This is a genomic window from Paenibacillus terreus, from assembly GCF_042138595.1.
Classification (GTDB): domain Bacteria; phylum Bacillota; class Bacilli; order Paenibacillales; family Paenibacillaceae; genus Paenibacillus; species Paenibacillus terreus.
In genome coordinates, this window is record NZ_JBHIRX010000008.1 from 86,319 (window position 1) to 112,192 (window position 25,874).

Below are 25,874 nucleotides of genomic sequence, written 5' to 3' on the forward strand. Positions count from 1 at the left end.
AAATGTGCCGATCCGGACATTTTCATATGGGTGATCGGACATTTATAGGAGGTACAGCTAATGACTGTCCGGCGCAGGATCGATTTGTTCAGCGGCTCCACTTTTTTCGCAGGAGGGCTTCCTTTATACGTAAATCGGGCCGTGGAGTCTTACGAGCTTCATGAACACCGGCATGATTTTCTGGAAATCAGTTATGTCAGTGAAGGTTCGGGCACACATCTGGTGGGAGATGACTCTTTTCCAGCCGCGCGAGGAGCTGTATTTTGGCTGCCGGTGGGTGTGTCCCATGTGTTCAGACCTGCGCGCATGGCTGGTGGGACACTGGTCGTCTACAATTGTGTGATCTCTATGGAGGCCCTGATGGGTTTGCTGCAGGCTTTTCCGGGGGGAACAGCTTTGCTGCCCCTGCTCGAAGCTGAACACTGCCTTCATTACCAGGATCAGTATGGAGAAGCCCAACGGCTCTTTCAGCAGCTGCACTATGAATATGAATCAGAGAGAGCCGGCCGTGAGGCGGCTTTGTATGCGCACGTTATTCAACTGCTGCTCTTGCTCCTTCGTCTGCATACGGAACCCGAACCGGAGGAAACACCTTCGTCCCTTCGACTTGGGGAAGTGCTGCATGAGCTGCATACCCGCTACCAGGAAAAGATTACAGTGGAGGAGATGGCCAGACGGATGGGCGTCGGCACGCGGCAGTTTCATCGTATTTTTCGCAAGCAGACCGGTATGAACATGTCCAAGTACCTGCAAAATGTACGGATCGCGGAAGCCTGCCGACTGCTTCGGACCGGGGAGGGCAGGATTGGGGATATTGCTTCTGCGGCGGGGTATCAGGATATTTCGTATTTTCACGCTCTTTTTAAAAAGAAAACCGGCGTCTCTCCACAGGCCTACCGGCTCCAAAACAAAAAATAACCTCCACAGGATATGGAAAACCACCCCAAAAGCTCATCATATCTTTCGTGGTAGCCTCTGAGGTGGTGGGATTTATCCTAAAAATGGGGTTTCCGCAAAAGTCGGAAACCCCGTTTATTTCTGTCAGCTCAAGTCCGCCCCGTTGGAGGCAATCACTTTTTTGTACCAGTGAAAGCTCTTTTTCTTGTACCGGTTCAGCGTTCCATGTCCCTCATCATCCTGATCCACATAAATGAAGCCATAACGCTTGGACATTTCCGAGGTGGATGCGCTGATGATGTCAATCGCTCCCCAGCTGGTGTAGCCCATCACCTCCACGCCATCCTTGATCGCTTCCGCCAGCTGCCCGATATGCTGTCTGAAATAATCGATCCGGTAGTCATCAATGATGGAACCATCCTCTTCCACCTTGTCCCTCGCGCCCAAGCCGTTCTCAACTACAAACAACGGAAGTCTATAGCGGTCATAAAACTCTTTCAATACAACCCTCAAGCCGATGGGATCAAGCTGCCAGCCCCATTCCGTCACCTTCAGGTTCGGGTTCTTGACCGTGCTGTACAGGTTGCCTCCCGTTACGCCATATTTCTCAGGAGTGGTGGTGGAAATCAGGGACGTGTAATAACTGAAGGAGATAAAATCCACCGTATTCTCCAGCAGAATTTGAGCGTCTTCCGGCTCCTGCACAATATGAATATTATTTTCCTCGAAATAGCGTTTAACAAACGGCGGATAACTGCCCCGTACCTGGACATCGGTATGCAGCAGGTTCAGCTGGTTGTCCACCTGGGCTTGAAGAACGTCCTCCGGGCTGCTGGTCGCCGGGTAATGGATCATGCGGGCCAGCATGCAGCCGATGCGGAATTCAGGGTTGATCTCCCGCGCTTTGCGGGTCACGAGTGCGCTCGCTACAAACTGGTGATGGAGCGCCTGATAGGAAGCCTGCTGCAGATTGTATTCGCGGTCGCCAATAATCCCACCACCTGTAAACGGCTCGATGATCGTTGTATTGATCTCATTGAAGGTCAGCCAGTATTTTACCTTGTCCTTGTACCGTCTCATAACCGTTTCGGCATATTTCTCAAAAAAGGAGATCACTTTTCTGTTTTTCCATCCGCCATAGTTGAGCACAAGCGTCATCGGCATCTCATAATGGGACAGCGTGACCAGCGGTTCAATATTGTATTTGCGCATTTCATCGAACACATTATCGTAGAACTGAAGCCCCGCTTCGTTCGGCTCTGGATCGTCCCCGTTGGGGAAGATGCGGCTCCAGTTCATGGAGAGACGGAATACTTTAAATCCGAGCTCCCCGAACAGTGCGATGTCTTCTTTATACCGGTGATAAAAATCGATGCCATAGCGCTTTGGATATCCGTCGGCGGTCTTGACTTTCATTGCCTCCGCGATCGATTCACTGGAGACGTGCATCAGAGCGCTGAGATTGGCGTAATCCTTTTTCTTATGGTAAGGAACCATATCGGCGGTCGATAATCCTTTTCCGTCAGCGTCAAAGGCGCCCTCCGCCTGATTGGCGGCGATAGCGCCGCCCCACAGAAAATTCTCCGGAAACACATATTTTGTACTCATATTTGTCAGCTCCTTTTTGCTTTGATCAAACTTCCACTTTCAAAACAGGCTCCTTGATGCTGATCTCCCCAAGCTTCGCAGGAAGCACCGTTTGATAATCACTGGTGTTGGTAACCACCATGGCGGTTGTAATGTCATACTCCTTAGCGATATTTTCGAGATCAAACGTCAGCAGCCTGTCACCCGCCTGGACTTTGTCTCCAGTCTGTACATGGGCTTCAAAATACTGCCCGCGCAGCTTGACCGTATTGATGCCGACATGGATGAGCAGCTCAACGCCGTCATGGCTGCGGATGACCATGGCATGCTTCGTTTTAAACACATTCATCACGGTGCCTGTTACAGGAGAAGCCAGTTCCCCCACCTCCGGAACAAAGGCAACCCCTTTCCCCATCAGTTCATCGCTGAAGGTCGGGTCGTTGACTTCGCTGAGCGGAATCGCTTTACCGGTCAGAGGAGAGTAAATTATTTCGTTAGAAGCCGGAATGGGGTTGTCCGTCTCGATATCAAGCGGAGCTTCATCTACTGTGCTGGGCTGTGCTTGTTTTTCCGTTCCGCCTACTGTCTGAACAACAGCATCGCCTTGCTCTTCTTTAATTCCGAGGATAACAGCCGCAATGGCGGCCACCACAAACGCAATCACCATGCCTCCCAAGCCAAACCAGAACGTCGGTCCGATCAATGCAGGCAGTCCCGGGATACCGCCGTTACCTGCCAATACATAAGCATTGGTGCCAAAAGCAAGGGCAAAACCGCCGCCTGCGGCACTACCAATCATCCCGGCGGTGAACGGTTTTTTGTAACGCATGTTGACCCCGTACATGGCCGGCTCGGTTACCCCCATGAGGGCGGTAAAGCTCGTCGACAACGCCATGGACTTCAATTTTTTATCCCGTGCGCGGAAGAACACCCCCAAAGTGGCACCTGCCTGGCCCATATTGGAGATATAGGTAAGAGGCAGGAACTTGTCCACACCCAGCGTGGCCAGATTGCTGATGATGACCGGAACGAGCGCATAGTGCATACCTGTCATGACGATCAGCGCCATAGCCCCGCCCAGGATGATACCGGCAATCACGCCGCCTTCCGACAGCAGCCAGTTGATGCCTCCTGACAGCGCATTACCAATAATCGTACCCAACGGACCGATGGCAACCAGTGTGACTGGCACTACAATCAGCAGCGTAAGCAGCGGCACAAGCAGCAGCTTCAATGAAGAAGGAATGATGCGGTCAACGCCTTTTTCGACGTAAGACATCAGCCAAATGGCCAGCAAAATCGGAATGACCGAAGATGCATAAGTAACGGCGGTGACGGGAATGCCGATAAAGGAAACCGGCTCACCGGATGATAACAATGCAGTAATATCCGGGTACATCAGCGCTGCGCTTACGCCTACCGCCACAAACGGATTGCTCCCGAATTTACGGGCCGCGCTGAAAGCAATCAGCATCGGGAGATAATTAAACACTCCGTCGCCGATAGCTGAAATAATGCGGTACGCATCTGTGCCGGCCGTCATCCATCCCAGCCATACCAGCAGAGCGATCAGTCCCTTGAGCAGACCCGCGCCCGCGATGGCCGGCAGAATCGGAGCGAAAACTCCTGCAATAAATTCAAACAATCTTGAAATGACATTTTGCTTCTTTTCTTCCGCAGGCTTTGCTCCCGCCCCGTCACTGTTCTTGAAAGCGGGATATTCCTTGACCATTGCATTAAATACACTGGCCACCTGATTACCGATAATGACCTGGAATTGGTCTCCAGAGACATTCGTGCCCATGACTTTATCGAGCTTTTTCAGCTCTGCGTCGTTTACTTTACCGTTATCCTTCAGATCAAAGCGCAGACGTGTGACACAGTGATACACAGAGTTGATATTCTTCGTCCCGCCGACGGCATCGACAATTTTGCGGGCCGTTTCCTGATGATCCATCTTTGATTCCTCCATTTTTGGGCCAAAAAAATACCCGAACGAACAGACACGTTCAAAACGCGCCTTGTTCATTCAGGTATTGCCTGATTTAACAGTAACAAGCCCGGAATACGTTATTTGTTTTTCATAAGCCGTTCCAGATGCAGCGTTAAGTACAGCTGCTCGGAATGCGTCATCGTGTACTCGTAGTTCTTGTAGATAAACTTCTCAATCTTCCGGATGCATTTGAAGGTCTCCGGGTAATTCTTTTTTACTACCTCGTATAAATACTCCTCCGCGTCATCATGGCTGGTATGTGTAATGACACGCTGGCAGAAATATTTGAGATGTGTGATAAAACGGAAGTAATTCACACTGTCCTCATCAAATTCCACATTAAAGTGATATTTGATAATGTTCATAATCTCCTGAAGCAGCTTCATCATTTGCGTCACATCACTCATGGAATCATTGATTTCAGCATTCACAAAATGCAGTGCGATGTTGCTGATTTCCTCTTTCGGAAACTCAATCCCCAGACGCTCTCGCAAAATGTGCAGCGCTTCCTTTGCCACATCATACTCGGCTTTATAAAAATGCTGGATTTCCCACGACAGCGGGTTGCGGACGATCATGTCCTGCTTCATCCGCTGCACGGCGAAATGAATATGATCGGACAGGGAGACATAAATCCCGTCACTGATTTTTTTATTCAACTGGGTGCGCGCCAGACTGACAATATCGTCGGTCACCTGCAGAATTTCGATCGGAACCTCCATCACGGTCGCTTTGAACTTCTCATAAATTTTCGCGTCCTGGAGGCGGAATACTTTCTCGATCCTGCTTTCATCGATTGGATCGCCTGCACGGTAGTTGAAGCCAATACCCCGGCCGAGGATAAGCAGCTCCTGATTTTTGTCGTCCACCGTACTGACAATGTTGTTATTAAAGATTTGTTTTATATTCACATCGGATCACCTGTTTGTGAGGATTAAAAAAGGGCAACACCAAAACAGAAACAGAAATTAATCCATTTCTATTTATGGTATTGCCCGCATTACCGGTAACAAGCCTCATAACGAAAATAACATGTACTGTAAACGGTGTCAACCCTGTGGCTTTGAACTACGAACAGGTTGCTCAGTAATCACGCGAAAAAGAAACCTTGAAGGACCCAAGTAGCCATAACACAAAGAACCTGCAATAGGATCGATGAGAAAACAATCAAGAATAATAATTATATCTAATTTTTATTAACTCACTTATGTTACTACTCGTCCATCTCCCAACGAAAGTATTTAGAGAGGTTATTGTTTGCCTTGCTAATATCATCATCTGCACACTTATTAACAATACGGCTTAATGTTTCTTCAAGTTTATTTTCATTAAAATCACTCGTAATCATATGACCGCGTCCTATGATAATACCACCTTGATCTGCCATCCTCTCCAACCTTTTAGGACTGACTAATTCAAATGAAAATAAGTCTGATGCTCCATTTATCTCCTTAGGGCCGATATCTATATGATCAGTAATATAAAAATCGTCTATATCATCACCCCAATCCTCATATATCCTGGTTAGAGTTTTTATAACTAGCATTGAACTGTTCTCCTAATCCAAAATATCGATATGGAATCACCCGATTCAATCTGGTAATGGCCTGCTCGAAAGCTTTCAAATGCCTCTCACTGGCTGCAATTCCAGTTAAAGAATTATAGATTAATTGTAAGAATCAAATTATCAGCTACTTCTTTAAGATTCCATTTGGATAGTACAAAAAGTCCTGCAGAGAACTGGTCGATTTCAACCATCTTGTTAACTATTGTATCCTCCTCAATGTTTTCTGAAGCGCATGATATGATGATTAGTTTCAAAGACTTAATGTTCAACTTGCTGCAAAATCCACTAATTTCTTCTTTTAAGTTGATGAGTTCAATGGGTGGATTTTCTTCCTCCTTCCAATCCTCAAATATACCTATAAATTCTTGGTCGAATAGCTTGAGCACTTCTTCTTGCAGGACAGCACTCAAATACGTTAGCTTCTTTTTAGTTATTTCTTCTTTTAACAACACTTTCATTCCTAGTCTTTCAAATCGTGCTGCTTCATTCTTAAAAATTTCCTCTTCACAGTTAAAAGTCAGAAACTGAGAGCAATCAAAAATAACATATGACATTATACACCTCTTAAAAGTTAAGGTCTTCGAAAAAAACCAGTAATTGTTCAACTCACTAGTTACTCAATACGACTTTTCATGATATTTAAACGTTCAAACGATAATTTTGTAACTTTTGAGCAGTTTCAAGATCAAATCCATTGTTTAACAACTCTTCGGCAATCTTTATTCTTGCAATTAATTCACCATCAGCCACTCCATTTCGGTAGTCCTCATCCCTTCCTATTACTCTCTCACTTGATGCTTCTTTATGTGTACCCGGATCCAATTCGATATACCATTGCAGATCCTCTTGTTGAGATGAATCAAAATGAATAACACCCTCCCATTCATCCTCATCTTGGTACGTAACAACATTATCACCCACTGATAATCCAAATTTCTCTATAACAAGAGGTGGCACAACAGGTTGACCCGTATCCGGGTTACAAAAATTAGTGTCAATTAGAATTATTTTACGAGCCATGTCTTTCACCCTCTGATCACTTTACTTTCAAACTTTTTTTTCTCTTTGAAATATATACGATAACCCTCTGCCTATATAAGCGCCTTTCCAGCGGGAGGAATGATTGAACACTGCCAATTGTTCAAAGTAACTGGATATTCTTTTTTATATTGTATGACATTTATATGCATACATTTGATTCCGAGATACCCTCATATAGATATTACATGCGTTATACGTGTAGTCGGTTGGATGATGAATCCATTCGTCACTCCCCTCCAAAAAAGAAACCTTGAATGGCATGAAGCCAATCAAGGTTATTATGGTGTCAATAGCTTTCTAATTCTTCCTTTTGTAGCTGAGCGATTTTTTTAAAAGGTTCGTATAATATAGATATTTTCTTTTGAAAGTCAATGTCCTCCATTAGAAGTGTATCTTTTTCTAAGGCATTACTAATTGCATAAAACTCTTCACATTCAACAGATGCACCTTCACCACCATCTGCCTCATCCCCCGACTTCAACAATAAATCTTGAAGAGATAATTTGCCGTCTAGATACATTAAATAAAAATATCCAATTATTGCATCACTAGAGGGATCTAGATTTTTTAACTCGTACCTCTCCGAAATTAATAAATCACTTAGCGCGTTACTTAACATATCAATACTATTGGCTAACGAAATGTTAATCAACCAATTTTCCACTGATGTTTGGTTTACAATACGTTGGTCCGCCCAATTTTGCCAGTCCTTCTTTTTGTAATAACCACTAAAAGAGATCGCAAAAAGATAATGGGCTATTGGTATCATACTACCACCTCGGAGTATTAGGATGAAGACCAGGAGTATTAGGGCCGTGTTGTGTAGGATTCTGCCATGGGTTTGGATGATGGTGTGGACTTTCATGATGATGTGGCTTCCCATGGTCTGTATAATCATTATTTCCGATCCTTCTACCGAACTGATCATAAATTGTTTCTCTCTCGTACAATTCACCAGTATTGCTCAATTTTTGGTCTATAATGCTCCGCGTACCAGGTGTAGCATACGTTCTCATTCTTGTGTTAGGTGCTCCCTTATAGTTTGGATTTATATCCTGCTCCCAATACCTTTGATATCGAGCTGCTTCTGAAGCATCCATCTCATCAACAAAAGTCCTAGGACTCCCCGCTCCCCCACCAAACATCTGCAAATCCAGCTTGTATCTCAGTGGAGTTGAGGCAGCTTCTTGTGTTGCTTTCTTTTTAAACAATCCCTTAATCGCGTTCCCCGCAAAAATTACGCCTTCCGTGCCGTACTTCCCGGCCTGCTTCATGCCCGGAATCGGTATAAAGCTCAGTGATGCTCCTATACCTTCTGCCCAGCGCTCGGAGACGGACAGCTGCTCTCCTGTCACCAGATTCACTCCGGTAAAGGCCTGCTGGAAGCCTTTCAGGGTGCCTACTCCTGGGATCATGTCCACCAGGAAGTCTCCTCCCTTGAGCATCCAGGAGTCCGAATCCCGGCTTAAGCCGAACGGATCGACGTAGGAGATCGGGTTGCCGTTTACGTAAGCATACCGGTTAAGCGTCGGCGTATCCGCGATTGTGCCTGTCACGACATCCCGGTTGATAAACCGTTTGGTTTCCGGGTTGTAGTAGCGTGCACGCATATGGTACAGACCGTTTGCATCCGTCATGACACCGTCACGGCCGTTGTACAGGAACGGCTGCGCTGTATTGCCTTCATGGGAAAGCAATTCACCGTAAGGACCATATTCATACGTATCCGTCACTTCACCCGCTGCATCGGTCAGCGCCACTGTGCTGCCGCGGCGGTCGTAATGGTACGTCTGGTAGGCGCCGGACGCATCTTCACGGCCCAGCAATCCCAGCCCGTATACATAATACCCGAGCACATTGCCGTTTTCATCCGTTTCCATCAGGACCTGAGACAGATTAGCATGCGGGTTGATTACGTACTTGGTGGTTACTCCGTCTACCGTTACCGAAGTGCGCCCATTCTCGCTGTTATAACCGTAGCTTACGCCTCCCGCTTCAAGCAGACGATTGCGGGAATCATACGTGTATGCCTGCATCGTGCCCTGCAGCGGACCTGTGATCATATTACCGTCCGCATCATACAGCACCGGTTCCCCATTCATGGTAGCGATCCGGTTATCCGCTGTATACGTCAGATTCAGATCAGTCTGCGGCCCAGTCGGACCGTATACATCCTCGCTGACGCTGACGCTGCTGCCCGCTTCCGCTTCCGGTGCAGGAGATAGCCCTGGACCGTATACATCAAAGGTAACAGAATCCAGCCCTGCCGAGGTAACTCCACCAGTCTCGGAAATGACATTGCCTGCGGCGTCATAGGTGAAGACATAATCCGTAATGCTTGTACCGTCCGCTTTGGTGTCGGACAGGGTCAACAGACGTCCGTTCGCATCATAGGTGCGGGACTCCGTGCTTCCATCCGGACGGTGGGTCGAGGTCAGGCGCCCGTTCTTGTCATAAGCATAGCTTGTAGTACGGCCCGCCCAATCCGTAACCGTGCGCATTCTGCCCGCACCGTCATAGGTGTAAATCACCGTCTTGCCATCCGGATAGGTCAGCGTGGTTAACTGGCCTGCCGCATCATAGGCATACTTGATCGTATTGCCGTCCTGATCCGTGTACGCTGTCACCCGGTTCAGGGCATCGAACTTGCGGGTAATGGCCTGCCCTTCGCTGCTGACGGTCGTTACATTGCCGTTGGCGTCATAATCATAGGCTACACTGCCGTCAGGATCGGTGAATTTCGCGAGCTGGCCTGCCGTATCGTATTGATACGCCACGTTCTGGCCGCGCTTGTTCGTTTCGCCTTCCATCAAGCCGATGGCATTGTATCTGTACGTATGCACGCCTCTGGCGGCATCCGTCTCACTGACAACCCGTCCGACCGGATCGTATTTGTACACCGTCGTATTTTGGTTAGGATCCGTCACTTCCGTCAGTCTTCTCAAAGCATCAAAGCTTTGACTGGCTGTTCCCTGCATCGGGTCCGTTACCGAGGTCAGACGGTTAAGATCATCGTAGGTGAACACAGTCTTGCGGTTCAGCGGATCCATGCTCTCCTTCAGCCTGTTCAGCGTATCGTAAGAGCCGCCATAGGCCAGGTCCAATCCATCCTTGATCGTAACCGGGTTGCCCGCGCTGTCGTAGGATACCTGATATACAAGCTGATCAAGCGCATCATACGCCTTAACCAGTCTGTTCAGTTCATCATACACATAACGAACCTGTTCACCCTCTGCATTCGTTTCATTTAACACATTGCCCGCGGCGTCATAGGTGAAGCTCATGCGCCGTCCCAGCGGATCAACCGCTCCAGTCAAACGTCCTTCCGCGTCATATTCAAGCGTTACCGTTTCATTGAGTGCATTCGTGACCTGTGTAAGATTGCCGTTGCCGTCATACCGGTACTTCGTGGTATTTCCGCGCGCGTCCGTTTCCTCGCTCAGCATTCCTTGGCCGTCATACACATATTTCAAGGTACGGTTTAATGGATCGGTATAGGAAACAAGCAGATCATTGTCAGTGTATACCGATTTGGACTGATTGCCTTCTTCATCAGTCTGACTGGCCAGGCGTCCGGCTTGATCATAGCCGAATGTCAGCGTTTCGCCTGCAGCCGTCGTCACCTGCTTCAGGCGCCCTCCGTCATAGCCGTAGGTTGTTTTATTGCCAAGCGCATCCGTAGCGGCCAGCAGAAGACCGTTCTCGTCATATTCGTATGAAGTTTTATTCCCTTGGGGATCGGTTGTTGTCAATAAACGGCCTTTTTCATCATATTCATAAGCGACCTTTTTGCCGTCAGGACCGGTTACCCCTGTCAGATTGTTGTTCTCGTCATACGTCATGCTCACAGACTGTCCCGTATGGTCTTTGGCGCCTGTCACATTGCCGTAAGCGTCATAAGTATACTGCACGGTTTGACCCAGTGAGTTCGTGATCTGAGTTCTGTTGCCCTTATCATCGTACACATACTCTGTACCGCGGCCCAATGCGTCGATCGATTGAAGCAGTTCATAACGGGCATTGTGCTTCCGTTTCTGGATATTGCCATTGCGGTCGGTAATCGTTGTAACGAGCTCTTTATCCTGCTCTTCATAGCTGAAGGAGGTGGAAGCAGAGTTGGCGTCACTTTGCTTGATGATCCGACCTTCCGTGTCGAACGTATTTTCGAACAATTGGACGCCTTCCGTTACAGCGGAGACGATTTGGTCATCGGCATTATACGTATATTGTGTCTTATGACCGTCGGCGTCCGTAATTTCCGTGAGTCTGCCTTTGGCATCATATGCGAAGCTTACCTTTCTGCCGGATTGTTCTTCGGCAGTCACCATATCGCCCGCTATGTTGTAGGTAAAGGTTAACCCGTCTCCGGTCAGCGGCTCTGTTACCGAAGCCAGCTCGCCAGCATTCGAATATTTCAGGACAAGCTTCATTCCGCCGCGTTCCGCCACAGAGCTCAACGTACCGTCTGCTGCAAACGTATAGACGGTTCCGTCATTCCGCTTCAGCACATAACCGCCGTCGCCCGTTTGAGTCAAGCGGTCATGCAGAACAGATTTGTCGCTGGAGGTATACGTTCCATCCGCACCCTTCACAAAGGAATTGTAGCGGAAAGCATTCCAATATACCGAAGCGGATTGCCCGTCTGCAGCCGGCTTCAGACGAATTTCATAGTTATGGCTCCAGCCAATGCCCAGCGCGCCGTCTCCGGTAAGCAGCGAGTAGTATTGAGCCTGGAATGGAACCGGCACTGCAGCATGGGACGTTAGCAGCGTATGATTCATAATCTGAGCCCCGGTTGCTGTATCAATTGGATCAGCGTGAAGCGTCAGCGGATCGTAGCCGCTAGGATCAACCTTGCGGATATTGTCGACCGCTTTTTTGCCTGAAATAGCTTCCGCCTCTTCCTGACGGGCATCTTCGTACTTAAAGAATCCGTACGGACTGTATACCTGATAGGCCGCCATGCCCGGGTTGCGAATAATGACCGCTTGGGCTGCAGACACAGTGAACGGACTTTGCCCCTGCTTCTCTTCTTCATTCCCAAACCGGTACATAAAGTTGCCTTCGGCTTTAAAGGTACGGGCTGCCGAAGTTAAATTGGTCACCTTCAATGCGCTGTTTCCGTTCATACGGACGTTAATCAGCGCAGGCTCTTCCAATTCCTCTGCCTTCATGGCTTCGAAAGGACCCCATAGCTCCAATGTGGATGCGGAAGGAGTAACCTTCAGCGGCTGGGACGGCTCCATCGTATAGGAAGTATGATTGCTGCCCTGCTCATAATCCAGCACTGCTCCGGAGGCATCGTAACGGACCCAATCCGCCGCTCCCCGGGTAGACAGCGTCCAGCCGACCGTGCTGATGTTTTGAATCTTTGCGCTTCCTGCCGCAGCAGGTGTAACAACCCGGATCGCAGGATTTGCGTGTTCCGAGAACTCAAAAGCTGACGGGCTGCCGCTGATTATGGTCGGCTCCTGGCGCTTTCCTGTCACAACAGCATAATAACCCGCCGGCAGCGACAATTTCGCAGCAGAAGTACTTCTGGAGTAACTTACGGGCTGCTTCGCGGAATTATACACGGCAACGTCGTAGATGCCCCGCAGAGATAGCTGCTCCGCCGCAGCAGATACATTGGTGACTTTCAAAGTCGTATCCATGGCCAGCGATTTTACTACAAGATCCTGACCATCCGTCTCCATCACAGCTTCCGTAGGAACTGTCACCGTTACGGTCTCCGTGCTTGTGTTGATGACGACCAGTCTATACGAATCCTGAATCATGCGGATGGAGTTCGTACTGTTGTCGTACGAGCTTCGCAGCTTACCCTCCGCGTCATAGGTACGATAGCTGTAGGTACCGCTAAGTTTTGCGCTGAATCCGGCAGGCGAAACATTCACTATGGAATAGCTTTCTCCTGGATTCAGTGTCTTAACAGTCACAGGCTTGATTGCCGAATTTTTAATGGTAAAACCGTCAAACGGTCCCCGCACCGTTAAGCTCGAGCCGTCGGCCGGAGTGACGACAATTCTGTTATTCCGGGGAATACTGGCGGCTGCAGCCGTATCGGAAGCGGCAAACCCGTTTACTCCCCCGTCATTTTTATATTGCGCGTAGTCGTATATGCCGCTCAGTTTAAGAGGCTCATACGGCTCATTCGTTTTGTGTGCAAATTCCAGAATATCTCCAGTGGAGAGAGTACGTTCAAACGTAACCGGATTCTCTCTTCTCTGGAACGTGAAGTCCTCAAACGCAGCATACATCACAATATTGGCGGCATCGACGTTTTGCACGGCCACTTTAACGCCCGGCGCATAAGAGTGGACCGATGCATTGGTAGCCTTCGTGTCGTACAAATCAAGCATGCCGGATGAATCGTACCTTGCCAGATCGTAGGTTCCTGTCGATTTCAACCTGGCGTCCGTCGTCCCGGTGTTGACAGCTTCCATGCTTTGCCCTGGAGACAGCTCAATCTTGGACAAGGCCGGATTGGCTCTGAATGTCACGGTAAACGCATCGTAGGAGCCTTCAATCGTCACCGGGCTGTTCCCGGAGGCGGAGACTGCGATTTTCTCCCCTCTGGATACAGACAGAATCCGATCTTCATTCGCATAATACAGGTTCTGCAGCTTGCCGTCGCTGCTGCGAATGACGTTGTCATACACACCGTCAAAATACAAACTAAACGCTTTGGTGGCATGCTTGTTCACAATATCCAGATGCTTGCCGGCATCCAGACTCGTCCGGAAAGTAACCGGATTGGCCCGTCCCGTAACCGAGAACACATCAAATGCCCCGTAAGCCGTAATAGGCTCTGCTTCAGCATTCATTACAGCCAGCCGTTCCCCTGGACTGACTGATCTTGACAGAGACTGATTGCGGAAATAGGTGGTCAGAACGCCGTCCGTAAACATGGCATAATCATAATCGCCCGTAAAGTAGACATTTCCGTTCCCCGGTCCGGTGTACACCGTCTCCATGCTCTCCCTTGGCTGCAAAACACGCTCGAATAGGGCCGGTTTGGTTCTATCGCTTATTTTGATAGCATCGTATGGCCCTTCTATGATCATGGACGAGGAAGAAACATTCGTCATAGCCAGCCGTTCTGCTGCACTGATCAGCTTCAGCCCGGAATCGGTACCCCGGCCGACACCATCTGCGTCTCCTTCCGCATCGTATAACGCAAAGTCATATGTCCCTTCCGGATAGATATAGAAGGATCTGGCCGTTACATTTTTGAAGTCCACACTGCTGCCGGCCGTCAATGTCCTGCTGAAGGTTACCGGGTTGCTGCGTTCCTTCATTTCAAATATTTCATAAGCTCCATAAACTTCAATTGCTTCGATATCGGTGTTCATGAATGCCGTCTTCTGTCCAGCCGATATGGATTTGTACCCGGTCAACCGGTCACGGTTGTACAGATATGGGCTTCCGTCTTCCGCGTAATCCATCAGGTCATGAATGCCGGTAATCCGAACCTGTTCGGAAAGAGCGGATTTATTCACAAACTCCACACTGCCGCCCATCAAAAGTGTTTTTACAGCAAGCGCCGGTGTTGAACTTGTCTGAGCGGTCGTCACATCATAAGGCGAGAGAATGACCAGCAGCGTATTCCCTGTATTGGTTACCGTTGCGCGCTCATTGGCCAACAGTGCCAGATCGCCGGTCTCTTTCCGCCCGATAGAACGCGGAATATTATCCGTGTTATAGCTGGCATAGTCGTAGGTTCCATCTAAATAGACATCAAAACGGTATGGGCTTGAGCTTTTCAGCTTCACACTCTGACCCGTTCCAAGATAACCTTTATACAGAGCAGGCTCTGTACGGGACAAAATATTAAACGCATCGTAAGCGCCCGTTACTTCCATGTCGGAAAGCCCGCTGTTGGTCACAACCATCCATTCTGAATCTGCAACAGAATGACGTTCTCCCACAACAGGATTGCCGTAGTCGCGGACTCTTTTATTTTCATCGTACGTCGCGTAGTGATGCTGTCCGTCCACATTTACGTTAAAGGCGTAAGCTGCCTTGTTATCCAGCTTGAGAGACTGGCCGGGGGATAACACCCGGTGGAAAGTAACCTCTGCAGCTCTATCCATAAACCTGAATATCTCATACGGAGCGTAAATCTCTCTGGTCTCTGTTCCGATATTCGTAAATGCCGCACGTTCCCCTGCCCGCAGATTAAGAAGATCGATGAGTGAATTCTCATAGTGGGCAGAAATACCTGTGGCATTATAGAGAGCGTAATCGTATCTGCCTTCCATCTCCAAGTAAGCATTACTGCTGCTGGTATTCAGTGCTTCCATGCTTTTTCCTGGAGAAAGAGAGGACACGGACAGCGCAGGGTTGATGCTCCTTTCGATTTTAAAGGCTCCTTTTGCCAATGTAACTGTAACCGGAGAAAGATTTCGGTTGGTGACGACTACATAATCATTCGCAATGATACTGTTATAGGAATAATCTCCTGTCCAGTCATGCCCGAAATCAAGCACTTTTCCCGTTGAATCATATTCTGCAAAATCGTATGTACCATCATAAGACAGCCCCAAGGTTTTGCTTTGAATATTGGTAAATTTGTAGCTCTCGCCGTATTGGATTTTTTGTTCGACATAGGCTGGGTTATTTTCGTTTGTCACGCTAAATGCATCGTAAGGACCGATCACAACAAGGGGATCACTCCCGCGGTTCGTGACAACCAGCCGTTTTCCCGTGCCGATTAAATCATATGAGCTTTTGGCGCTCGTGGAGGATGAATCGACCGTTCCATCCGCTTTATATACTACATATTCATAGGATAATGTTCCTTCGCTTTGGTAGTACACATTAAAGGCTTTACTTGCTATGTTCTCTGCTTCAAGCGATTCGCCCGTTTTCAGTGTTTCCCGAAACGAAGCGGGAGTCGAATCCGTGAACGTAAATGTCTCGCTGGCTCCGATCAGCTGAAACGTTTGCTGATCTCTGTTGGTGATTACGGTTCCCCCGTTGGCGGAAACCGCGATAGACCCGCCTTTATCGTTGCGCGCAAAGGTGGTGAGCACCCCTTCATCATCGTACTTGGCGTAATCGTTCAGCCCGCCGAATGTTACACTTTCGGAAGCACTGCTGGAATTGCGAACCAGCACACTGGCACCTGGGGCAACATTTCTTTTTTGCATAGCCGGTGTTGAGCTGGCTGTAAAATTAACTGGCCTTGTCTTGGATGTGATCGTTACTTCGGATGAGGAAGTGTTGGTAAATACGGCCCTTTGCCCTGAATACAAAGTTACACTGTAGCTTCTCGTGTACTGCCCGCTTGCGGACAGCTTGCCATCATCCGTGTACTTGACATAATCAAAAGAATCACCCTTCACCGTGAAAGCGGTTGTGCTGCTGGAAGCCAGGGTTACTGAAACGCTCTGGCCGCTGTACAGCGTATAAGAGTTCGCTTCCGCCGCAAATACCGGGTAATTCTTTAGTCCAATCATTACAAAAATGGAAACAAGGATCAGCGAAACCAAGCGCATGCTTGTACGTAACATATCTGCTCCCCTTCCTTATTCATCATTACGCTTAGGCTGAAAGGAGACATTGGCAAAACCGGCTTCGCCAGACCCGCTCTTCTGCAAAATCGTAATTTGTAAATGAACTCTTGCTTTTACTGCATTTTGGGGAGAAACCGTTTCAGAATAGAAGCTCTCCCAGCCGCTTGCCTGCGGCAGAATCAACGCATTATGATGCGTGATAAATTTCCCCTTGGCATCGTAATAATTAACGACCACCTTTACCACCGACTGTTCGATGAGGGGGGCTTTAGTCAAACCCTTAACAATATATGTCTGCCCTCCTGAGATATCCAGATCACGGTAAATGTTGACACCGCCGGTCTGATTCGCCCGGGCGCTGATATTTTGCACGGTCATGGTTCCCTGATCAACATATGTATCTCCTGTAACAGAATACTCATCCTGACCAACGGAGCTGTACACGTCCTTGGTTACTGCAGATTGCGGCTGATCCTGGTAAACAGCTTCAGTAACTACAGTAAACTCTGCCTCAACCCCGCTGGTGGCATAGGGAACCCATCCAGGAGCAATGTCCGTTGTTACGGGAAAAGAGGAAGCGTCCATTGGTGAATGAGCAGCACTTAACAGGTTTCCGCCCGCATCGTAGGTGTAGGTGGTTCTGCCGTTTTCAGACTCAACAGCTGTAAGGCGGTTCAGTTCGTCATATTCGTACTGCTTGGCTGACACCCCATGGCTGAATCCCGCGGAAGCTCCAATGAATAACCCCGCAGCAACAAGTAACCTGATCATCTTTTTCAAATAACTCTGTCTCCCTTCGAAAAATTAAAACTTTCTTTTTAAGAATGTTTCTGGTGAATCTAATCTCCAACCCCCTTTATTAGTAATAAAAACCATGTAAAACAAAGGCGTATTTCCCATGGTAAATAAATCCTTATACCTAGTCAATAGATTTTACAAACTTATATAGCCTGGTTGAATTTATTTTACGTTCCGGATTTCTAACCATTGCCTCAGGCTCAATGGCCTATATCGAACAAAAAATAACCCCCAGATAAATGGGGGTTATCAAGCAATTCTTATAGAATCGGCGACAACAGCCGTGAGATCGATTCCTTAATCTTTATCCAATTCGGCCGCTTCAAATATTCATCATAAGTAAGCTGATGGGATACGGCGATGTCCTTGTCGAAAATGCGGGCCATATGCTCAGCAATCCCTTCGTCATACAAGAAAGCGTTCACCTCAAAGTTCAGCCTGAAGCTGCGCACATCGATGTTGGCCGTGCCGACCGAGGCGATTTCCTCGTCCACCACAATCGTTTTCGCATGAATGAACCCATTATTATAAATATACACACGGGCGCCGACCTTCAGCATCTCACCGATATGCGACAGAGTCGCCCAATAGACGAACATATGATCCGGCTTGTCCGGAATCATGATGCTGACCTCCACCCCGGATAGAATGGCAATCCGCAGCGCATCCTGCAAACTGGCGTCGGGGATAAAGTAAGGCGTCTGAATCAGGATGGACTTTTTGGCTGACGAGATCATTTTGATAAGGCCGTACTTAATCTGCTCCGACTCCGAATCCGGGCCGCTGGTTACGATCTGCATGCCTACGCAGCCATCAGACACCACCTCCGGAAACAGGTCCAGCTCATAGCTGATATCATGGTTACGGGACGCCTGATTCCAGTCCAAAATGAACCGGGTCTGCAGCGCATACACCGCCTGGCCCTGAATCCTTAAGTGCGTATCCCGCCAATAGCCGAATTTAGGGTTCATCCCCAGGTATTCGTCTCCGACATTAAAACCGCCAATATAGCCGATTTTGCCGTCAATAATGACGATTTTGCGATGGTTGCGGTAATTCAGCCGCAAATTGATCAGATGAAGCTTGGACGGGAAAAATACCTCCACTTCACCACCTGCCTCGCGGAAGCTGCGGAAAAAGCCTTTCGTCAACGAACGTGAGCCCAATTCATCATACAGCACCCGCACTTTAACGCCCTGCCTCGCTTTTTCCGTCAAAGCCTTGAGCAGCCGCTTGCCAAGCGTATCCCTTCTGATGATGTAATACTGTATATGAATAAAATCCTGCGCATTCTCAATATCCTCGAACAGCTGGCCGAACTTGTCCCTTCCGTCCGTAAACAGAAGCACTGAATTATCCTCCGTATACACTGCCCGATTATTGACAAGATGCATGTGGATCAGCTCTTTGTACTCCAAAGTGGCCGGATTGCGGAAATGAAAATCGTCCGAGCTGAGACTGTCCAGCTGCCTGTGCAGCACTTTGTCTGTCCCCAGCTTGTTCAGATCCGCCCATTGAAACAGATGCCTGCGGGTCAGATTCTGTGCGAACAGCAGATACAGCACAAAACCAAGCACCGGAATAAAGCTGAGCACCAGCAGCCAGGCCCAGGTCGTGCCTGCATCCCTTCGTTCCTGAAACACAATGAACAGTGAAAAAATGATATTCAATACAATAACAAGGCCAAGCAAAATGGAAGTAATGTGCATGCTGCCTCCTGTTAACCCCTTTTTCTATTCTCTACGCATCGTTAACCGCCTGTGTTCCGGTCATCCGCTGCATTCCGATAATCATTGTATCATGATTTCCATAGATTTCTATTCAAAACTTAAGTATTTTACCTTAATGGCCGGAGATGTTCAACACGGTGATGTCAAAATTTCAAAAAAATATATATTTACCTTCCTGCCGTTATTTGATATTATAATCGCAATAATTCAACTGCGATGAAGAGATGAGTAAATAAATGAATTCTTTTGCAGAGAGCTCCGTCCGCTGAAAAGGAGTAAAGAATCGTTTATTGAAAAAAGACTCTGAGCAATACGCCGGAACCTTCATATATTATTAAGGGGATGGTGTGTCAGGAGCTCCTGTTACAGAGCTAGAGTATTAGCATGCATGTGCAATGCAGTACTCGAAGAGGCTGATATGGCGACATATCGGCGAATTTGGGGTGGTACCGCGAGTATACATATCTCGTCCCTAAGACGAACATTCCGTCTTGGGGGTGAGATTTTTTTATTTGTATTAGAGGAACGCACTGTAAGGATATACCACAGTTTAAACGGAAAGGATCTGAACATCGAATGACTGAAAAATTGAAAGTTGGTATTGTCGGAGGAACGGGTATGGTGGGCCAGCGGTTTGTTCAGCTGCTCGATCAGCATCCATGGTTTCAGGTTACAGCCATCGCAGCAAGCGCAAATTCTGCGGGGAAAACATATGAAGAATCCGTTCAGGGCAGATGGAAGGTTCCAGGCTCCATTCCTGAGGAAGTGAAAAACATCGTCGTGCAGGACGCCTCTAAAGTGGAGGAAGTTGCCGGCCAGGTTGATTTTGTATTTTGCGCGGTAGACATGAAGAAGGATGAAATCATGGCGCTGGAAGAGGCCTATGCCAAAACAGGCACGCCTGTCATCTCCAATAACTCCGCTCACCGCTGGACACCTGATGTGCCAATGGTCATTCCGGAAATCAATCCGGGGCATATTGAAGTGATCGCCGCCCAGAGAAAACGGCTCGGAACCTCCACAGGTTTCATTGCCGTGAAGCCGAACTGCTCCATTCAAAGCTATGTGCCGGCATTGCACGCCCTGCTGGATTTCAAGCCGACCAAAGTGGTGGCCTCTACTTACCAGGCCATTTCCGGGGCAGGCAAAAACTTTAACGACTGGCCGGAAATGCTGGACAATGTCATCCCTTACATCGGCGGCGAGGAAGAGAAGAGCGAGCAGGAGCCGCTGCGCATCTGGGGCAGCGTTGCCAATGGCGAAATCGTGAAAGCCGAAGCGCCGTTGATTACGACCCAGTGCATCCGCGTGCCGGTGACGGATGGGCATTTGGCGACGGTATTTGTATCGTTCGAAAAGAAACCATCGAAGGCTGAAATTTTGGAACGGTGGCAGCAATTTAAAGGACGGCCGCAGGAGCTCGGGCTGCCAAGTGCTCCGCAGCAGTTCATTACGTATTTTGAGGAAGAAAACAGACCGCAAACGAAGCTGGACCGTGACATCGAGCGCGGCATGGGCGTTTCTACGGGCAGATTGCGCGAGGACACGATCTACGATTACAAATTCGTGGGACTGTCTCACAACACCCTGCGCGGGGCCGCAGGTGGCGGCGTACTGATCGCCGAGCTGCTGAAAGCGGAAGGATACATTCAGGCGAAATAACTTCATTTGAAATAACCTGTATATATTTAATGAAAAAACATAAACAGCAAGCACCCCGATATTGTTCAGGAGCTTGCTGTTTTTTTACTGTGGCAGCAAAGATATTAGTGGGCTCCGGCCTGCACCTGCCCAGTCGCCCCTGTCGGCTTGGGGGCAAGTTCCTTTTGCAAAGCGACACGCAGGAGCGTAATCCCCCAGGTGGCGATACAAATCAGCAGCAGATGAATGGCAAACACGGAGACCGGGGAGCCGCTGTAAATCAGGCGCATAAACCCCTGAATACCGTTCGGTGCCGGCAGGAAGCTGCCGATATGGCGATAGAACGGAGTAAGCATGTCCGCAGGAATAATGTTGCCTGCCGTCATCAGCTGCAGGGGAACCATGGCTACATTAAAGAGCGGGCCCGCATTGCCGAACAGGGCAAACGCCATCTGCGTGAAACAAGCGCAAGCGAGGAATACGAGCACATGGTAAATATAGAGCTGTCCATAGGGGCTGGACGCATCCGTGAACAGCAGCGCCACACCGTCAACAATGAGCGGAACGATGACGGAAATACACAGCAGCAGAAACTGTCTGCTCCAGAAAATCTGCCACTTCGGATGGCTTCTTTTCATCATCATCGAAGAGATATTAAACTGGATATTCGCTGTCATCATTGCAATATACGTAATAAAACCGAGAATCATCGGCAGCATGGATGTCGCAAAATCGCCGATCTGATTCGTCTGCACCAGCTTGACTTGCACCGGACTGCTCAGGAACTCCTCCAGCGTTTTATCGACAGCGCTGTTCAGCTCTGCCGAGATGCCCTGACCGACTTCCGTGCTGATTTGCACAGCCGCCTGTTCAGCGATCGTTTTGGCAATATCCGCATTTCCCTGGTTCACGTAAAACGTCAGATCAGCGCTATGGCTACTGTGAATCGTCTCGTTAAACCCCTCCGGAATCACGATCACCATGACATAACGGCCTTCATTCATAAGCGACTGGGCTTCCTCCGACGAATTCAGGACATCCACATGAAATGGGGCGTTCTGCTCAATATGCTCCTGAACCGTCAGGCCCTGCTCCCCGTCCTCGTTGACCAAAGCTGCGTTCAACTGATCGATTCGTTCCGTTGCTCCCTGATAACCTGTCATCCAGATCAATACAAACAGCAGCGGAACGACACAGGCGAACACCAGTCCAACTTTGGTCTGTGTAAATTTGAGATAGTTTTTGAAGCTTTGCATCGTATGGTTTTCTCTCCCAATCCTTAAAATGTTTTTAGATGCACGGTCAATAGATGCACGTGCATGTATTTCGCGAAAAAAATTTATTTTACCTGCTCGTATATTCTGTTGAATACCTTGTAGAAAACGGCCAGTTCCTCCTGTGTGATTCCTGCGGTGATCTCTTTTTGATAGCCGATCATAAGGGGAAACAACTCATCATGAAGCTGCCTGCCTTTGTCGGTCAAATATAACTGCACCGCCCTTCGGTCCTCCGGATCCACCGTTCTTGTAACCAATTCCTTCCTCATTAATTTATCCACTATCTTACCAACTGTCGTCTGGTCCCTTACCAGGATTTCCGCCAGTTTTTTTTGCGAAATGCTATCTGCCTTGCTAAGCTCGTTGAGGATGGCATACTGCTCGGGGGTAACGTCATATTCAGCAATTAAACGGGTTGCCCGTTTTCTGAAAGACAGATAGGTGCGTGACAAAAACTTGCCCAATGGGTATTCTTCCAGTTTTTCCGGCATTTTTGGCATCTCCTTTCTAAAAATACTAGCATGGCCCATTAATTTTTCATGAGAGTTATTTTATTGGATTGTATCGTTCCCTGTCAAACTTTTTAATAAGAAAAACGTCTATCGATATACATTCAAAGAAGCCAGACCGCGTTTAGCGGAAGTTTTTCTTGCGATGATAGAATTGTTCAGCTCCGCTGAAAACTTATACATTCTAGCATCTAAAAAAACCAGGTTACTGGTGCTCAGTAACCCGGCTTTGACACCGTCTACAGCTTATATTTCCGGATAAAATAAGTCGGCGTACAGCTCCAGGCATGACAGTAGCTGTTGATCAGATAGCTGCCATATGGCGAAAACTTCTTGTTGTGCAGGTCATACAGCTCCCAAAACGTATCCGCTCCGTCCCGGACCATCCCGCCCCAGTATTGCTTCATTTCCAAGATGGCTCTATCCCGCTCCCCAACCTGAATAAGCGCCTCTATAAGGTGATGCATCATGTAAGGAGTCATCAGGGGAATTCCAGGCTGCTCAGCCAGCAGCCTCAGCAGCAGTTCCCTGCTCTTCTCCTTATCCAGCACCCCGGCCAGCACCATCCATACCTGGGTTGCCCAGGATACCTGCCGCCCCTTGCCGCTAACGAAATACTGTTCCACTTCACTCCATAAATGCTGGATCGCTGCTGCCTGAACCTCGTCAATTTGGCGGCGCAGAACATCCCGGCTGTCATCCTGAAGCAGCTCTGCCAGATGGAGCGCCTGCTTCATGGCATAGATCAGCACTGCCTGTGAAGGGGCCTGTTTGTTCAGCTCGGGATGCCAATCGATGAAGGAATACCAGATCTCACTGTCCTGGACAATGAGCCGTTCATCCAGCTGCTCCAATCCGATTTCAATTTGGCGCAGTGCGGTCGGCCATAACTCTTCCAGCGTCTCCTGATCCTTTGTAACCAGGTAGTAATCATGCAGCGTCGAGACGAACAGCAGTGAATAATCAAATAGAAAGGTATCATCCGGGATGACCTCAGGTTTGATAAACAGGTTGGCTGCCACCTGACCCTTATCATTCGGGAAAGCGGCGAACAAGTAAAGACATCGTTTAACAAGTTCATTGTTCTGGAAGGTGTCATAATTAGCGATGGCCTGCAGCCTCAGATCTCCCAGCCAGAGGCGGCGGTCCCGTTTGGGCCCGTCTTCGAACACCTCCTGCATGCAATCTTCCAGCGTCTTGATGCTGACACGGTCAATCGCCTGTAGCTCCGGATCGCTGTGATGGAGCTCCCGAACTCTATTGCGGTCACCCGAGGTAACGGTTGTGCAGCAGATATCCTCAAAGCTGACTTTATATTTCGGCGATGTGTCCACTACTTCCAGCTTCAGGTAGCGGAAGCTATATCGCCGGTCGAGCTTGAGAACTCCAGGAAGCACATCCACATGCACATACTCCTCCTGCAGCCAGGAACGGCTCAGCCAGCCATCATATTCGAAGAAAGGCACGGCCATTTCCACTGGCATTTCCCCGAAAGTCAATTTGAGATACAACGGCGCGTCCGGCGGACTGCCAACCGGTTTGATCTTGATGGACAACGATCCGACCTGGTGGTCGCCAAAATCGACAATGACCTGATCCCCTTTGCCTAAAACACGGGCAGGCAAATGCTCTGCAACTGCAGCTTCTTCCTGTTCCACCCGCCAGCCGTGAATCACCTGCTCATCCGGCACCACCCGTACAATCCGTTCTGGCCTTTGCTCCCGTTGAAGCAGCGTTGGCTTCAGGGTCTCCGCTTTGGCGGCAAAGGACTCATTTTTCTTGATGATCGAATTGTCGATCTTTTGCAGCATCTCACTCATATCCGTTCCTCCTTCGTTGACATGTGAACCCCCGACGGCCCCGCGGCTGGCTCTTCAAGCGGCCATTCTCTCGCATATTTTTGGGCGACTTCATCCAGCTCGGCACGGATTTGACCGAACTTTTTGTCCAGATTATAAAACGCCATGATGATCATGGAGACAACAATCGTAAATGCCGGGATGATGATGTAGTTCAACTGAATGGCGAACAAAGCGTTTGTGGCCTGAGGCTGATTCGGCACATACCCTCCCCACGTCAGCAGCCAGCCTGATATGGCCCCGGCAAGGGCCATCGCCACTTTGCCGATGAACCCGTTGAGTGCGGAAATCAGGCCGGCTGCGCTGATACCTGTTTTCCATTCCCCGTAATCCACCGGGTCCGCCTGCATGGAGAAGTAAATGCTTTGGCGAAGCCCGCCGCCGACCGCAGCAATCACTATCCCTGTCATCAGCAGCGGAATGTGCACGCCGGCCATCCACATGACCAAAATACCGGCAAGGTTGATGGCGCTGCCAATCATGAACAGCGTTCTTTTATACATGAACCTTGCGATAAAAGGAGTGGCGAACACTCCGGCCAGCGGAACGAACGAGGTCAAGCCCGCTGCCAGCGCGCCCAGGCTGGTGTCCCCCACGTAATAAGTGAAGTAATAAATAAGCGCTCCGGACTGAAAGAAGACACCGCCAAACATGAACACGATATTCAGGCCGAAAATATGCCAGGGGCGATTTTGCTTCAGACTGCCAAAGGATTGCTTGACTGAAATTTTGCGCTGCCGGATTTTCACCTTTTCTTCAACATTTTTGAATGTAACAAAGAACATCATCGTACCGACAATGGCGAAAATCAGAATCGTCAGGAAGTAACCCCTGCTGCCTGAGCCTCCGCCAAAGACCTGCACCAAGGGCAATGTTAATACACTGACCACCGTGGCCCCTATACAGGAGAAGATAATGCGAAAGGTGGCAAGCACCGTACGTTCCTGAGCGTCGCTGGTCAGGCTGGGCAGAATGGAAGCCAGCGGAATATTGACCATCGTGTAAGCGATAGACAACCCCATATAGGTAATATAGGCGTATACGAGCTGCCCGGCCGGCCCCACATCCGGGACGTAGAAAGTAAGGATGGAGAGCAAACCGAAAGGAATGGCACCGATCAGAAAATATGGCCTGGACTTGCCCCACCGGGTTTTGGTCTTATCGATAATAACTCCCATCAGGGCATCCGCCACACCGTCCACAATGCGGGTAACGAGAAACAGGATACTCACTTGTGCTGCTGCCAGACCGACAACATCGGTATAAAAAATCATCAGGTACAACGTGATCATTTGCCAGATTAGATTGCAGGCGAAATCCGCCGCCCCATAACCGAAGCGTTGTCTCCATTTGAATGAAACCGCATTCATTTTGTCACCTCAGCTCCCACAAAATAACGATAACGTGCGCACGATGATCTGTTTTTCTGTGTGTTTATGTTTGTTAGTTTCTGTATC

General features: G+C 48.8%; 16 protein-coding genes and 1 other annotated feature. Of the genes, 2 read left to right on the forward strand and 14 right to left on the reverse strand.

The window, feature by feature from the left end; genetic code table 11:
* Positions 1–60 precede the first annotated feature (60 nt).
* A complete protein-coding gene (locus ACE5KN_RS15785) occupies positions 61–918 on the forward strand; it encodes a helix-turn-helix domain-containing protein (RefSeq protein WP_375524668.1) in 858 nt (285 codons plus the stop codon).
* A gap of 123 nt (positions 919–1,041) precedes the next feature.
* On the opposite strand, the gene ACE5KN_RS15790 is transcribed toward ACE5KN_RS15785, so the two are convergent.
* The 10 genes from ACE5KN_RS15790 to cls form a co-directional block, all read right to left on the reverse strand.
* Positions 1,042–2,505: a glycoside hydrolase family 1 protein gene (locus ACE5KN_RS15790; protein WP_375524669.1), complete on the reverse strand. Its 1,464-nt coding sequence runs from the start codon at positions 2,503–2,505 to the stop codon at positions 1,042–1,044.
* A 25-nt stretch (positions 2,506–2,530) separates the two neighbouring features.
* Positions 2,531–4,441: a beta-glucoside-specific PTS transporter subunit IIABC gene (locus tag ACE5KN_RS15795; protein WP_375524670.1), complete on the reverse strand. Its 1,911-nt coding sequence runs from the start codon at positions 4,439–4,441 to the stop codon at positions 2,531–2,533.
* Positions 4,442–4,554: 113 nt separating this feature from the next.
* Positions 4,555–5,388 carry a BglG family transcription antiterminator LicT gene (licT, locus tag ACE5KN_RS15800; protein WP_375524671.1) on the reverse strand — a complete coding sequence of 278 codons (834 nt, stop codon included), beginning with the start codon at positions 5,386–5,388 and terminating at the stop codon, positions 4,555–4,557.
* Positions 5,389–5,690: 302 nt separating this feature from the next.
* Entirely contained in the window at positions 5,691–6,023 is a 333-nt protein-coding gene (locus tag ACE5KN_RS15805) for an Imm8 family immunity protein (protein ID WP_375524672.1), read from the reverse strand.
* A 113-nt stretch (positions 6,024–6,136) separates the two neighbouring features.
* Positions 6,137–6,598: a hypothetical protein gene (locus ACE5KN_RS15810; protein ID WP_375524673.1), complete on the reverse strand. Its 462-nt coding sequence runs from the start codon at positions 6,596–6,598 to the stop codon at positions 6,137–6,139.
* A gap of 85 nt (positions 6,599–6,683) precedes the next feature.
* Complete coding sequence (locus ACE5KN_RS15815; RefSeq protein WP_375524674.1) at positions 6,684–7,064, reverse strand: hypothetical protein; 381 nt, start codon at positions 7,062–7,064, stop codon at positions 6,684–6,686.
* Positions 7,065–7,371: 307 nt separating this feature from the next.
* On the reverse strand, positions 7,372–7,854 hold the full coding sequence (locus ACE5KN_RS15820) for a hypothetical protein (RefSeq protein WP_375524675.1): 483 nt from the start codon (positions 7,852–7,854) through the stop codon (positions 7,372–7,374).
* Between the two features lies 1 nt (position 7,855).
* Positions 7,856–16,600, reverse strand: coding sequence for an RHS repeat-associated core domain-containing protein (locus tag ACE5KN_RS15825; protein ID WP_375524676.1), 8,745 nt, complete (start codon positions 16,598–16,600; stop codon positions 7,856–7,858).
* A 15-nt stretch (positions 16,601–16,615) separates the two neighbouring features.
* Positions 16,616–17,374: an RHS repeat domain-containing protein gene (locus ACE5KN_RS15830; protein ID WP_375524677.1), complete on the reverse strand. Its 759-nt coding sequence runs from the start codon at positions 17,372–17,374 to the stop codon at positions 16,616–16,618.
* A 287-nt stretch (positions 17,375–17,661) separates the two neighbouring features.
* Entirely contained in the window at positions 17,662–19,110 is a 1,449-nt protein-coding gene (gene cls, locus ACE5KN_RS15835) for a cardiolipin synthase (RefSeq protein ID WP_375524678.1), read from the reverse strand.
* 228 nt (positions 19,111–19,338) lie between these two features.
* Positions 19,339–19,608, forward strand: a binding site (T-box leader).
* Positions 19,609–19,707: 99 nt separating this feature from the next.
* On the opposite strand from cls, the gene asd reads away from it, so the two are divergent.
* Positions 19,708–20,793 carry an aspartate-semialdehyde dehydrogenase gene (gene asd, locus ACE5KN_RS15840; RefSeq protein WP_375524679.1) on the forward strand — a complete coding sequence of 362 codons (1,086 nt, stop codon included), beginning with the start codon at positions 19,708–19,710 and terminating at the stop codon, positions 20,791–20,793.
* Between the two features lie 104 nt (positions 20,794–20,897).
* Here the strand turns inward: asd and ACE5KN_RS15845 are convergent, their stop codons facing one another.
* The 4 genes from ACE5KN_RS15845 to ACE5KN_RS15860 form a co-directional block, all read right to left on the reverse strand.
* Positions 20,898–22,028 (reverse strand): YhgE/Pip domain-containing protein, encoded by a 1,131-nt coding sequence (locus ACE5KN_RS15845; RefSeq protein ID WP_375524680.1) that lies wholly within the window; start codon positions 22,026–22,028, stop codon positions 20,898–20,900.
* Between the two features lie 83 nt (positions 22,029–22,111).
* Positions 22,112–22,540, reverse strand: coding sequence for a MarR family winged helix-turn-helix transcriptional regulator (locus ACE5KN_RS15850; RefSeq protein ID WP_375524681.1), 429 nt, complete (start codon positions 22,538–22,540; stop codon positions 22,112–22,114).
* Between the two features lie 257 nt (positions 22,541–22,797).
* On the reverse strand, positions 22,798–24,378 hold the full coding sequence (locus ACE5KN_RS15855; RefSeq protein WP_375524682.1) for an alpha-L-rhamnosidase-related protein: 1,581 nt from the start codon (positions 24,376–24,378) through the stop codon (positions 22,798–22,800).
* Positions 24,375–25,787, reverse strand: coding sequence for a glycoside-pentoside-hexuronide (GPH):cation symporter (locus tag ACE5KN_RS15860; RefSeq protein ID WP_375524683.1), 1,413 nt, complete (start codon positions 25,785–25,787; stop codon positions 24,375–24,377). Before ACE5KN_RS15860 ends, ACE5KN_RS15855 begins: the two co-directional genes overlap by 4 nt.
* Positions 25,788–25,874 lie beyond the last annotated feature (87 nt).